Genomic DNA, 12,397 nt, shown 5'->3' with positions numbered 1-12,397 from the left:
CCGGGTGCAGGCAGGGGTGGGCGTGGACGCACCGAGGGGTGGGGCCGGCCCCACTTCTGCGCTGACCAGCGCCGCGGCGGGCTCCGCTTGGTGCAGAGTGGGGGCATCGAACGGAGGTCGAGGAGCGGGGATGATCGGACAACTGGCTTCGTGGGGGGTGCGCGCTGGAGTGGGCTTCGCCCGGGCGTGCGCGGTGGCGGTCGTCACCCTGCTGATCCCGGCGGTGTGGGCCGCCGCCGTGGCGCTGGGCATCGGGTGGGGCCCGGCGAACCCGTGGTCGTGGCTGCTGCCGGTGGTGCTGGTGTGCACCGGCTCGCCGGCCCTGGCCCGGCCCGTCTGCCGGGCGGTGCGCTTCCTGGTCGAGCGGTGGACCGGCACGGTCGTTCCCGCCGGGTACCGCGAGCCCGGGCCGGTCACCCGGATGTCCACCGGCTACTGGTGGAACGGCCACTCCTACGAGCGCAGCCGCCGGGACGCCGTGCTGGACCAGTCGTGGCGGACCTGGTGGGGCGACCCGGCCACCTGGCGCGACCTGCGGTTCACCGGGATCGCGCCGTTCACGGCGGGCCTGGCGGCGGCCGTCCCGCCGGCCGCCGCGGCCACGGCGGTCCTCGGACTGGTCCGGCCGGAGCCGGTCGCCAGGCTGGTGGGGGTGCTCGCCGCGGTCGCGGCCGTGGCCTGCGCCCCGTACGCCTGGCGGCTGGTCGAGCCGGTCGCGGTCCGCTTCCTCGGCCCCTCCGCCGCGATGCTGCTGGCCGAGCGGGTCGACGAACTGACCTCCCAGCGGGCGGACGTGACGGTCGCCCAGGCCGCCGAGATCCGCCGGATCGAACGCGACCTGCACGACGGTGCGCAGGCCGGCCTGGTCGCGCTCGGGCTCTCGCTGGCCACCGCCGAGAAGCTGATGGAGACGAACCCGGAGCGGGCCCGGGCGCTGATGCGGTCGGCCCGGGCCGGCGCGGCGAGCTCGCTGGCCGAACTGCGGGACCTGGTGCGGGGGATCAACCCGCCGGTGCTGACCGAGCGCGGCTTGGTGGACGCCGTCCACGCGCTTGCCCTGAACAGCCCGCTGGAGGTGACCGTCACCGCGGAGCGGCGGTTCCGGCTGGAGCCGCCGATCGAGTCCGCCGTGTACTTCGGGGTCGCCGAACTGCTCACCAACGCCACCAAGCACGCCCGGGCGACGGCCGTACGGATCGCCGTCGCCCACAGCGAGACCGGCATCGTCGTGGACGTCGAGGACGACGGCCGCGGCGGCGTGGTGGTGCGCGAGGACGGCGGACTCGCGGGCCTGCGCCGCCGGCTCGCGGTGTTCGACGGCACCCTGGAGATCACCAGCCCCGAGGGCGGGCCGACCCGTGCGACGATGATGGTGCCATGCGAATCGTTGTAGCCGAGGACCTCTACCTGCTCCGGGACGGCATGGTCCACCTGCTGGAGGCCTACGGGCACCAGGTGGTCGCCACGGCCGCCACCGGACCCGAGACCCTGGACGCCCTGCTGACCCACCGTCCGGACGCCGCCGTCGTCGACGTCCGGATGCCGCCGACCCAGTCGGACGAGGGCCTGCAGGCGGCCCTCGCCGCCCGCCGCGAGGTGCCCGGGCTGCCCGTGCTGATCCTCTCCCAGCACGTGGAGCAGCTGTACGCCCGCGAGTTGCTGGCCGACGGCGCGGGCGGCATCGGCTACTTCCTCAAGGAGAGCGTGTTCGACGGCGAGCAGTTCGTCGACGCCCTGGAGCGGGTGGCCGGGGGCGGGACGGCCATGGACCCGGCGGTGATCGCGGCGCTGGTCTCCTCCGCCCCCTCGAACCGGCGGCTCGACCGGCTCACCGCGCGCGAGTCGGAGGTGCTCGCCCTGATGGCCGAAGGGCTGTCCAACCAGGCCATCGCGCAACGGCTGTTCCTCAGCGACAGCGCGATCGGCAAGTACACCACCTCGATGTTCGGCAAGCTCGGCCTCACCGACGACGAGAACGGCAACCGCCGGGTGCTCGCGGTCCTCGCCTACCTCAACAAGCCCTGACCGTCAGTCGGTCGTGTCCCGGGCGACGGCGTCCGGGGTGCGGCCGTCCTGGGCCTGCCGCGCGCGGTCGGCGAGCAGCCGGGCGAACACGGTGAGCACGGGCGCGGTGGCCGCGGCGCCGATCCCGGTGTCGTGCACGAGGAGCACCACGCTGCCGACCCGGACCAGCGCCACCGCCGACGAGGAGCCGCGGGTACGGGTCGCGCTCTGGTCGCCGATCCGGGGCAGGTCCACCGCCCCGGAGGCCTCGCCGGCCGTGCGGTCGAGTGTGGTGTCGAAGGCCCGGGCGGCCGTCTCGGGGGAGTCGAAGGTGACGACGCTGAGCTCGACGCTCTGGACGGCTGCGGCGAAGGTCACGGTGGCGTAGGCGAGTTGCCGGTCGCAGGAGTCCGGCAGCAGGCACGGCACGTCGCCGCCCGTCCCCTTCCCCGACTGCGGCCCGCTGCGCACCTGCCAGCCGCCGGGCACCGCCCGCGCGTCCGGCAGCACGCCCTGCACCAGCGCCGGGTCGCGCAACGGCTGCGCGGCGTGCGCCAGACCGGGCCCGCCCGGCTTCAGCAGCGGGCGGGATCCCAGGTGGATCCCGATCGCGACCAGGGCGGCGATCAGGACCACCACGAGCGCCAGCACGATCCCGGTGTTGCTGCGCCGTGCGGCGAAAGCCGCAGCCCGGGCGTCCACCGGATCGACCCGCAGCTGGACGGTGGTCGGGCCGGACGGCGGCGGGGTGGCGCCGGTCCGCAGCTGCACGGTGGTCGGGCTCGCCGGGGGCGGTGTGGGGCCGGTCCGCAGCTGCACGGTGCCGGGTTCGTTCCGCAGCTGGACGGTCGGCGGATCGGCGGGCCGCCCCAGCCCGGTCGTCGCCAGGTACTGCGCGAACGCCTCGTCGGAGGCGAGCAGATGGGCGACCGCGGCGGTCAGCTGCGTACGCGCCGGCCCGTCCTTCGGGTCCGCCTCGGCCGCGTCCAGTGCCCGCGCACCTTCCGGCACCAGCCGCAGCCGCGCCCGCACCACGTCCGCCACCGCCCGGTGCGGCCCGTCGACCAGCAGCGCCTCCACGACGCCGGGTACCATCGCGCGGCCGTCCCCCATGGCAACTCCCCTTGCCGGACCAGTCGTTAGCTTCCACGATCCCGGACCGGCCGGTACTTCGTACCCCCGCCGAGATGGAACGGAGACGCAACTGCAACCACTCCCGGACGTAGCCGGTACGGAAGGGGAAGGCGGGGCTGCAGGCCGATCGGGCGTCCGCAGGACCGGAACCGCGTTCGAGGCGCTCGGGGAGCCCCCACCGGCCGCGCTCCGGCCACCGGTTGCTCCCGGGTTCCGGCTGCCGGTTCCTCCCGGGCTCCGCTTACCGGTTGCTCCCGCTCCCCTCGGTGCCGGCCGACCAGGCCTCCCCGGCCAGCGCGGCGATGACCTCCGGCGGCAGCGCCGGATTGCCCGCCGCGGCCTCGGCGGTGCGCCGGTCCGCGGAGGCGAGGCCGCGGGCCAGCGCCTCCGGGCCGGCGTGGGGGTGCGCCGCGATGGCGCGCAGGGCCTTGGCGGGCACCGGCTCGGTGGTGGCGATGCGGTCGAGCAGTGCGGTCGGGGCGTCCGGGTTGGCGGCCACCGCGGTGGCGAGCTTGGTGCCGAACCGGTCGAGCAGCGCGATGAGTTGCCCGGTCGTGAGGCCGGGGTGCGGGGCGACCGACGTCGCCACCGCGGCGTCCGCGTCGGCGGCGAGCGCGTCCCGTACGGGGGCGGGCAGGTCGCGGTGCCGGGCGACGAGCATGCGCACCCGGGGCTCCGCCGATCCGGCCAGCCGGGAGAGTTCGGCCGGCTCCGCGCCGGCGATCCGGGGCAGCAGGGTCGCCCCGATCCGGACGGCGACGGCCAGGCGTTCGAGCAGGTCGAGCGGGACGGCCGGGTGGTGCGCGAGTCGGCGTCGTACGTCGTACCCGTCGTCCTCGGCGAGCCGGTGCATCAGCGCCAGGTCGATCCCGGGGTTCTCGGCGAGGTTGCCCCGGACCCAGGGGGTGGGGTCCTCCGCGAGCCGGTGGTAGGTCCCGGCGGGCAGTCCGGGGTGCTCGGAGAGCTGCTGGCGGACCAGCGGGTGGTCGTCGACGTGCCGGGCGGCCGCCGTACCCGGGGTCGCGGGGTTGCCCGCCGCCTGGCGGCGGACCTGGACCTCGTCGGCCAGCAGCGCCGTCAGCAGCTCCGGCGGCGCGGCCCGGTTCGCCGCGACCCACCGCCGCACCTCGGTCTCCGGGTGTCCGGCGAGCCGGGCCAGCAGGTCCGTCCGGCCGGTGTGCAGGCCGAGTTCGCCCACCACGTCGGTGTCCTCGTCCTCCGCGAGGAGGTCGGCGGCCTCGTCCGGCAGCCCCGGGCACGCCCCGAGCCGCATCCGGACGTACGGGTCCGGGTGCCGGGCCAGCGCCGTTGCCCAGGCCGGATCGCCGCGTCCCTCGTCCAGCAGGGCGAGCGCGACGAGGGGCCGGGCGACCGGGTCGACGTCCTCCGCGCGCAGCAGACCACCCCAGGCGAGCCGGGCGGCGGTCTCCCGGTCGCGTGCGGCGAGCCGCCGGACCTGCTCCGGCCCGAGGTCCGGCCGGTCCGCGAGGGCCAGGGCCAGCTCCTCGTCGGCGTCGGCTGCGTCGATCAGCCGGCCGAGGAGGCCGCTCGGCAGCGCGGGGTTGAGGGCGACGGCGTACAGGAGCTCCGGCATCCGGGCATTGTGCCCGCCCACCGGCCGGGCCCGCCGCCGATTATCGCGGCGGACCGGGCAGGGCCGGACTGGACCTGGTGGGACCAGGCAGGCCCGGACTGGACCTGGTGGGACCAGGCAGGCCCGGACTGGACCGGGCCGTGCAGTCGGGCCGGAAGGCGGCCCTCAGTCCACCGGCATCGACATGTACACCGCCCGCCGCCCGTAGCACTCCGGCACCGCGACCTCCCGGTGCGCCCGGTAGCCGAGCAGCCGCAGCAGGATGTCCGCCCCGCGCACCGCGACCATCGAGATCCGCTCGTACCCCTGCCCGACCGCCTGCTCCCGGAAGTGCCGCATGAAGCCCAGCGCGACCTCCCGTCCGCGCAGCTCCTCGGCGATCACCAGGTCGTGCACGTGCAGGTTGCGCGACTCGTAGGCCGCCACCTCCGGCCGGCCGAGGTCCGGGCAGCGCAGCGGCGGGTACGGCAGGCTCAGCAGGTAGCCGCGCACGAGGCCGCGTTCCTCCAGCACGAAGCAGGTGGCGGGCGAGCTGCGGGCGCGGGACTGCAGCGCCTCCCGGCCCTCGGACAGGCCGTCGGCGGCGTAGGCGGCGTGCTCCAGCTCGGCCACGGCGTCCCAGTCGTCGTCGACCAGCTGCCGGATCCGGAGCCCGTCGCTCACCGGGCCGTTCACCGGGCCGCTCACCGGACCGCCCACCGCGCCGCCGCTCACCGGACCGCCCACCGCGCCGCCGCTCACCGCGCCGCCGCTCACCGGACCGCCCACCGCGCCGCCGCTCACCGCGCCGTCTCCGTACCCGCGGCCGACCCCTCCGCAGCCGTGGGCAACCCCTCCGCGCGGGCGGCGGCCACCAGCGCCGCCCAGGCCTCGATCAGCACCGCCCACCGCTCGACGTCCTGCTGCGCCTCGTCCAGGAGCCGCTGCCGCCGCCCGGCCACCACGTCCGCGAGCTCGGCGTACTTGCCGCCCAGCTTGCGGTAGGAGCGGTCCAGGACGTCCAGGCAGTGCTCGTTCCGGGACCGGTCCCAGTGGGCGCTGCGCCGCACCGAGTCGAGGATCGGCTCGACCCGCAGCCCGTGGCGGTCGTCCAGCAGCGCGCCGCCGAGGTCCATCATCTCGCCGTAGACCGGGTAGAGGTACAGCATCGAGAGCAGGAACTTGACGAACCGCAGCTGGTAGGCGACGAAGCCGGGGCCGGTGCGGCGCTCGGGCGTGTAGTAGTTGACGATGTGGCGGTTGTGGACGACGCCGGGCAGGCCGGCGTCGAGCACGACGTGCGACAGGAAGTAGTCGCTGCCGATGGTCTCGGTCGACGGCAGCAGCGGCAGCAGTTCGTAGACCCGGCGGTCCAGGGCGATGTTGCACATGTCGACGTGCCAGATGTCGGGCACGCCGAGCACGGAGTCGTCGGCGGTGAACGGCTCGGCGCCGGCACCGCTGAACGAGGCCTCCACCACCGCGTTCCTCTCCTCCTCCGACCACAGCGGCGGGGCCCACAGGCCCACCACGTCGTGGTAGACGGCCGGGTCCAGTTCGCGGATCTCGCCCACGTCCACGGACAGTTCGCCGATGAAGGAGCCGCCGACCAGCACCACCGGCTTGTCGGCGTCGGCCGGGTCGAGCTCGGACCGGGTCACCACGGCCGCCGCCTCGCCCGCGGGCCGTCCCAGCGAGAGCAGCTCGTGGTGGATCGGGAAGACCTTGCGGCCGTCGACGGTCTGGAAGTCGGCGTCGTCGTTGCGCTGGTGCACGGAGGTGCAGCCGAGGGCGGCCGCGGCCAGGAAGAGCCGGTTCGTGCAGGCGCCGTACGCGACGGCCGGCGGGAGCATCAGGTCGAGCAGCAGGTCGGGGTCGGGGGCGCCGGAGCGCTCGGTCACCCGCCGCAGGAACGTCCGCTGCTGCGCCTCGCCGAGGTGGTGGACGACCACGCCGGGGGCGGGGGCCAGTGCGGCCACGGCGCCCGCGTTCTCCGCGAATCCGGCGGCGTCGTTGGTGTCGAGGACGAGCAGGTGCACCTCGACCCCGAAGTTCGCGACGGCGTGGGCCGCCTCCTCGGCCAGGTCCGCGATGGTGCCGGCGCAGGGCCGCATGGTGGGCAGGGCGAGGCAGATTCTCCGCATGGCTGGGGTTCTCCGTCGAGTCGTCAGATGTGATGCCACGAAGGCGAGTTGGATGCACACGGATGCCCGGGAAAGGGGTTCGGCCGGTCCGCTGGACTACCGTGGACTAGACCATTTGTGATGTCAACGATTGACAGCGCGGCTCCGGTGGGGCTCGCGCGCACCCTCCTCCGGCGGCCGCCCGCCCCGGCGCGGCCCGACCCCGGCGCCCCGGCGCTCTTTTCGCACGTGAGGACGAGCACCCCCCGTGTGGTCGAACGTCCGGGCGAGCGGGAGGGGTTCAGTGCCGCGCATTGCGCCGTAAGGGTCAATCCGGACCGCGGACCTGCCGATACCGGATGCGACGCCCTCACGTCGTTCGGAGGAGACCGCAATGCCCGACCTGTGGCTTCCCGGTGCCGAGGTCCACGACCTCGGCGACCACGCACCGACCGATCAGCAGTACCCGCCGAAGGCCATCGCCCACATCACCTGGGACCGCAACGCGACCGCCGCCGCACCGCAGGACTGGTGCCCCTACGAGGACCTGGTGAGCTACTTCACCGGCAGCGGCGCCGGCGACGCGCCGCACCTGGTCTGGGACCCGTTCAGCGGCCGCACGGCGCAGCTGTTCCCGGCCGACTCCCGCTCGAAGAGCCTGCTCAGCCCGACCGCGAGCCCGACCCGCACCAACCGGGCCGGGCGGGTGGTGATCCAGATCGAGGCGGTGTTCTTCCCGTACTGCCGCTACCAGGGCCGGGTCTACCCGCGGCTGGTCGACACCCCGTGCGCCGGCTGGGGCCGGATCCACGCCTGGATCGCCTCCTGGGGCGTCCCCGACGTGTGGCCGATGGGCCGGCCCGTCGACTTCTCCGGCCACCGCGACGAACAGGTGTGGGAGACCCGCGGGGGCTGGTACGCGCACGCCCACGTGCCGTTCAACGACCACACCGACCCCGGCTCCTGGCCCGACCTCACGGCCGGCTCCGGAACCCCGGACCCCCCGCCCTCGCAGCAGCACCCGGTGCCCCCGCAGGCCCCGGCGCCCGCCCGCTACCAGGTCTCCATCAACGGCCTGTCGTACGGCTACGGCGCCCAGGGCTACCAGGTCACGGCGGTCGGGCGGGCGCTCGTCTCACGCGGCTTCGGGGCCCACTACCACTCCGGCCCCGGGCCGACCTGGACGGACGCGGACACCGAGAACTACGCGGACTACCAGGGGAGTCTGGGCTACTCCGGGCAGGCGGCGGACGGCGTGCCCGGCGAGGGTTCGCTGAACCGGCTGCTCGGCTACGTCCCCGGGCAGCGGACGGTGTCGGTCGCCCACGTGGTCTCCGCCGCGCGCACCGACCCGGGCGCCGAGCAGGGCCACCGCACGTACGGGGCCGAGGTGGCGATCGTGGAGCAGGCGCTGGTGGACGAGGGGCTGCTCGACCAGCGCTGGGCGGACGGCTCCTTCGGCACCCGCACGGTCGCCGCGTACGCGGCCTGGCAGCGGCGCTGCGGGTACCAGGCGGGCGCGGCGGACGGCATCCCCGGACAGGCCTCGCTGCAACGGCTCGGCGCGGCGCAGGGCTTCTCGGTGGCCGACTGAGCGGCGCGGAGCTCCGGGGGAGCGGCTCGGGTACTCCCGGGGGAGGTGTGTCGGCGCGTCCGGAGTGGGGACGCCTACTCGCCCGGGAGTAGCCGATGTTACTTCCGTCGGCAGATGCCCGATGAGGGGCGAGCGGGACAGTCTCGGGGTCGTGTCCGTGGCCACGACTCGAAGGAGGTACCCCGTGCGCTCGTCCACCGGAGCCGGTGGGGCCGGCGGGGCCGTCGGTGCGACCGCTTCCGCCGCGGCCGGCGCTTCCACCGCGGCGGTCGGAGCCGTCGCGACGTCCGGAACGGCCCCCGGCGGCAGGCGGCGATCGGTGGATCGCATCCTGCCGCCGAGGGCGCGCAAGGCCCTGGTCGTCCTGCACGTCGTCGCCTCGGTGAGCTGGCTGGCGCTGATGCTCTGCCTGCTCACCCTGGCGGTGACGGCGCTGACGACGGGGGACGCCGACCGGCTGCGCACCGCCTACCGGGCGATGGGTCTGCTCGGCGATGCCCTGGTGCTGCCGCTCAGCCTGCTCACCTTCCTGAGCGGGGTGGTGCTCGGGCTCGGCACCTCCTGGGGCCTGTTCCGGTACTACTGGGTGAGCACCAAGTTCTGGCTGACGCTGGCGGCGATGACGGCCTCGGTCTTCGCCCTCACCGCCCGGCTGCACGACGCGGTGCGCGCGGTGGATGCGCATCCGACCGGCCCGATCCGGGCGTCGGAGCTCGGCGTCGTCCGCTACACCACGGTGATCGTTCCGGCAATCGCCCTGTCGCTCTACCTGTTCGCGGTGGTGCTGTCGGTGTACAAGCCCTGGGGCCGCCGCCGCACGGCCGGGAGCACGCGTCCGCGAATACCGCCGGCCGGCCCCTGAGGCCGGGGGAAGGGGAATGCCCACCCGGCAGGCAGGCGTTGTCCACCCATGTGACCAGCACCGCGCCCACCACCAGGCTCTCCGTGCTCGACCGTTCCCGCACCCGCCAGGGCGAGGAGCCGGCCCGGGCGCTGCGGGACACGGTGGACTTCGCCCGCGAGGCCGAGCGGCTCGGGTACCACCGCTTCTGGGTCTCCGAGCACCACGGGGTGCCGGGGGTGGCCGGTTCGGCACCCACCGTGCTCGCCGCCGCGGTGGCGGCGGCCACCTCGCGGATCAGGGTCGGCACCGGAGGGGTGATGCTGCCCAACCACCAACCCATGGTGGTGGCCGAGCAGTTCGGGGTGCTCGCGGCCCTGTTCCCCGGCCGGATCGACATGGGCCTCGGCCGCTCGGTGGGTTTCACCGACGGTGTCCGCCGGGCGCTCGGGCGGGAGAAGGGCGCGGCGGACGACTTCGGCGCCCAGCTGGCCGAGCTGCTCGGTTACTTCGACGGGTCGCAGCAGGCGCACCGCGGTGTCCATGCCCGGCCCGCGGAGGGACTGCACGTTCCGGCCTTCGTGCTGGCCACCGGGGCCGGCGCCGATCTGGCCGCCGACGCCGGGCTGCCGCTGGTCATCGCCGCCGCGCGCGGGGAGGAGCGGATGCTCGCGGCGATCGACCGCTACCGCACCCGGTTCCGTCCCTCCGTGCAGGCCGCCGAGCCGTACGTGGTGGTCTCGGGCACGGTCGCGGTCGCCGGGACCGCCGAGCGGGCCCAGGAGCTCCTCGTCCCGGAGGCCTGGTCCGGCGCGTACTCCCGCACCCACGGCGAGTTCCCGCCGCTGGCCCCGGCCGCGGAGATCCGTGCGCGGGCTATGACGGCGCGGGAGCGGGCCGCGTACGAGCAGTCGCTCAAGGGCCACATCGCGGGCACCCCGGACGATGCCGCCGCCGAGCTGGCCGCGCTGGTCGAGCGCAGCGGGGCTGACGAGTTCCTGGTCACCACCAGCACCTACGACCGTGTCGCGCTGCTCGACTCCTACCGCCTGCTCGCCGAGGCGGTCGGCCAGGCCTGAGCCGGTGGCACCCCTCGGGCGGTACCGGGCCGACCAGCCACGATCCGTCCGGCTCGATTTCTGAGCAGGCCCGATGACCTGCTACTGTTCTGTCCGTCGAGAGGAAGTGATCTTCCGGAGAGCGAATCTCTCGAACATGCGTCAGCGGTGCTACCAGAGCACGTCCTACTTTCAGTAGGAAGAGTCCGTGCGATCCGGGCCTGGCGCTCCACTCGAAGGGGCTCGTTCCGTCCAGCGGAACGGGCCCCTTCGTCATGCGTGTTGCTCATGGCCGCTGCCCATGAGCCTGCCTCATCGCGGTTCCTCATGAGGGCCGCCATGAGCGCCCCTCATGGCGCTGCCCATGAGCGTGCCTCATCGCGTTCGACATGAGCGCCGCTCATGGCCAGGGCTCAGGTGTTCGCCTCCCGCGCGTTCGTCCCTTTATCGCATTCCTGGGCTCGAAACCCTCCCCGTCGGCCCGGTATCGGCCAAGGTCCCGTGCCAGGTGGCCGATGAGCACCGTTCCCGAACGGTGGGCGGGCCAGCGGGTTTGCCCACCCGGGCCGGTCTGATGAATCGTCATACCTTGGCTGGAACCAGCCGCTAATGATGTGAATATGCCATTGGAACGTTCGTCAGACTGAACCCCGGCAGTAGCCTTCCGTGTCGAACCTGCCACTGCTGGTGGCGATCCGGTCGGTGCCGCAGAGCGCCCGGCCGCCCAGACCCCGCGAAGGAGCCGGTGTGCCGGGTATCGACGAATGCCTCTCCGGAGCGATGGAAATCGCCGGAGCCCGCGCCGCGAGCCTGGTCGACTGGAGTAGCGGGCTCGCCCTCGGCAGCGTCGGAGAAAGCCCGACGGGCGAGCACGAGACCTCCGCCGCCGAGGCAACGGACCTGGTCCGAGCGGCCGTCGAGAGCCAGACCTTCACGGCGGCGGAGAACCGGCGGTCGCCGCTGGAGGACATCATCGTCACTGCCGGCCGGAGTTACCACCTGATCCGCTTCATCGACACGGTCTTCGACAGCCGGCTCGTCCTCCATCTCTGGCTGGACCGTACGGCGGGCAACCTCGCCGTCGCCCGCTTCCGCCTCCAGGCGCTGGCCGAGGAGCTGGTGCTGGGGTGAACCCGACGTCCGTGACACCCGAACCCCTCCGGCTGCCCGTCGCATTTCGGCCGCCGACGCGTCCTGCCGCCGGCTCCGGACCAGCCTCCGCACCCGCACCCGCACCCGCACCCGTACCCGCACCCGGATCCGGATCCACCTCCATCTCCGCACCCGCATCCTCCCCTGAAGCCGCCTCCCGGCGGTGGCCCGCGTGACCGCCGCCATCGGCACCGTCCCGCCCCCGACGGAGTACGCCGCACCGAAGACCCCGGGCGAGGCGCTCGCCCTGCTCGCCGGCCGTCGCGCCACCGGCGCCCTGCACGGTCCGCTCGGCACCCTCCACCTCGTCGACGGCGCGGTGGCCGGCGCCGAGTCCCCGCGCGCACCCGGCCTGGCCGACCTGCTCACCGGCTGCGGCCGGATCACTCCCGAGGACTGGGCGGACCTCGTCCGCGTCCACGGCCCGCAGGCCCGGGTCGGTGACGTCCTGGTCGAACGGCGGTTGCTGACCCGGGGAGAGCTCGAACTCGGCCACCTGGGAACGCTGTTCGACGCCGCCTTCTTCGTCCTCGCCGATCCGGGCGGCGGCCTCTGGCGGTTCGAGTCGGACGTCCGGCACTGGCTCGGACCGGTCGCGACGGTCGAGCCGGACCGGCTCCGCCGCGAGGTGGAGCGCCGAGGCCGGCTGCTCGACCGGATCTGGCCCTGGGCGCAGCTCGACACCGCCCCGGTCCGCCCGGTGGAGCACAACCGCCTGCCGTCCCACCGTCCGCCCGGTCGGCGGCGCCGGGAGCTGATCGACCACGCCGACGGCCGAAGAACCCCGGCGGACCTGGCCCGCCTGCTCGGCCGCTCCGGCTTCGGCGTCACGGCGGACGTCCGCCGTCTGGCCGCCGCCGGACTGCTCGACGCGCCGGGGCCCGTCGCGCCGGGGCCCGTCGCGCCGGGGCCCGGCGC

Annotated in this window: 11 protein-coding genes; 7 read left to right on the top strand and 4 right to left on the bottom strand. The window is 74.6% G+C overall.

Annotated features, from left to right (window positions below; all coding sequences use genetic code 11):
• Window positions 1-130 precede the first annotated feature (130 nt).
• Both ABT048_RS30330 and ABT048_RS30325 read left to right on the top strand, forming a co-directional pair.
• A complete protein-coding gene (locus tag ABT048_RS30330) occupies window positions 131-1,393 on the top strand; it encodes a sensor histidine kinase (RefSeq protein WP_350524737.1) in 1,263 nt (420 codons plus the stop codon).
• On the top strand, window positions 1,378-2,025 hold the full coding sequence (locus tag ABT048_RS30325; protein WP_350524736.1) for a response regulator transcription factor: 648 nt from the start codon (window positions 1,378-1,380) through the stop codon (window positions 2,023-2,025). Before ABT048_RS30330 ends, ABT048_RS30325 begins: the two co-directional genes overlap by 16 nt.
• A 3-nt stretch (window positions 2,026-2,028) precedes the next feature.
• Here the strand turns inward: ABT048_RS30325 and ABT048_RS30320 are convergent, their stop codons facing one another.
• The 4 genes from ABT048_RS30320 to ABT048_RS30305 form a co-directional block, all read right to left on the bottom strand.
• A complete protein-coding gene (locus tag ABT048_RS30320) occupies window positions 2,029-3,099 on the bottom strand; it encodes a hypothetical protein (RefSeq protein WP_350524735.1) in 1,071 nt (356 codons plus the stop codon).
• Between the two features lie 280 nt (window positions 3,100-3,379).
• Window positions 3,380-4,732: a hypothetical protein gene (locus ABT048_RS30315; protein ID WP_350524734.1), complete on the bottom strand. Its 1,353-nt coding sequence runs from the start codon at window positions 4,730-4,732 to the stop codon at window positions 3,380-3,382.
• A 165-nt stretch (window positions 4,733-4,897) separates the two neighbouring features.
• A complete protein-coding gene (locus ABT048_RS30310; protein WP_350524733.1) occupies window positions 4,898-5,515 on the bottom strand; it encodes a GNAT family N-acetyltransferase in 618 nt (205 codons plus the stop codon).
• Window positions 5,512-6,855 carry a DUF6271 family protein gene (locus ABT048_RS30305; RefSeq protein WP_350524732.1) on the bottom strand — a complete coding sequence of 448 codons (1,344 nt, stop codon included), beginning with the start codon at window positions 6,853-6,855 and terminating at the stop codon, window positions 5,512-5,514. Before ABT048_RS30305 ends, ABT048_RS30310 begins: the two co-directional genes overlap by 4 nt.
• Window positions 6,856-7,228: 373 nt before the next feature.
• Here ABT048_RS30305 and ABT048_RS30300 point away from each other — a divergent pair, with 373 nt between their 5' ends.
• From ABT048_RS30300 to ABT048_RS30280, 5 genes are all read left to right on the top strand, one after another.
• A complete protein-coding gene (locus ABT048_RS30300; protein ID WP_350524731.1) occupies window positions 7,229-8,428 on the top strand; it encodes a peptidoglycan-binding protein in 1,200 nt (399 codons plus the stop codon).
• A 319-nt stretch (window positions 8,429-8,747) separates the two neighbouring features.
• Window positions 8,748-9,290: a DUF2269 domain-containing protein gene (locus ABT048_RS30295; protein ID WP_350524730.1), complete on the top strand. Its 543-nt coding sequence runs from the start codon at window positions 8,748-8,750 to the stop codon at window positions 9,288-9,290.
• A 50-nt stretch (window positions 9,291-9,340) separates the two neighbouring features.
• Window positions 9,341-10,348 (top strand): MsnO8 family LLM class oxidoreductase, encoded by a 1,008-nt coding sequence (locus ABT048_RS30290; protein ID WP_350524729.1) that lies wholly within the window; start codon window positions 9,341-9,343, stop codon window positions 10,346-10,348.
• A 726-nt stretch (window positions 10,349-11,074) separates the two neighbouring features.
• Window positions 11,075-11,458 (top strand): hypothetical protein, encoded by a 384-nt coding sequence (locus ABT048_RS30285; protein WP_350524811.1) that lies wholly within the window; start codon window positions 11,075-11,077, stop codon window positions 11,456-11,458.
• A gap of 193 nt (window positions 11,459-11,651) precedes the next feature.
• The coding region (locus tag ABT048_RS30280; protein WP_350524728.1) for a transcriptional regulator at window positions 11,652-12,397 on the top strand (746 nt) is incomplete at its 3' end.

The sequence above is a fragment of the Kitasatospora sp. NPDC096140 genome (genome assembly GCF_040303045.1).
Lineage (GTDB): Bacteria > Actinomycetota > Actinomycetes > Streptomycetales > Streptomycetaceae > Kitasatospora.
This window is presented reverse-complemented; position numbering and strand designations above follow the sequence as displayed.

Coding starts and splice junctions, on each gene's coding strand:
- ABT048_RS30330 (WP_350524737.1), top strand. CDS start 131: ATGATCGGACAACTGGCTTCGTGGGGGGTGCGCGCTGGAGTGGGCTTC.
- ABT048_RS30325 (WP_350524736.1), top strand. CDS start 1,378: ATGCGAATCGTTGTAGCCGAGGACCTCTACCTGCTCCGGGACGGCATG.
- ABT048_RS30320 (WP_350524735.1), bottom strand. CDS start 3,099: ATGGTACCCGGCGTCGTGGAGGCGCTGCTGGTCGACGGGCCGCACCGG.
- ABT048_RS30315 (WP_350524734.1), bottom strand. CDS start 4,732: ATGCCGGAGCTCCTGTACGCCGTCGCCCTCAACCCCGCGCTGCCGAGC.
- ABT048_RS30305 (WP_350524732.1), bottom strand. CDS start 6,855: ATGCGGAGAATCTGCCTCGCCCTGCCCACCATGCGGCCCTGCGCCGGC.
- ABT048_RS30300 (WP_350524731.1), top strand. CDS start 7,229: ATGCCCGACCTGTGGCTTCCCGGTGCCGAGGTCCACGACCTCGGCGAC.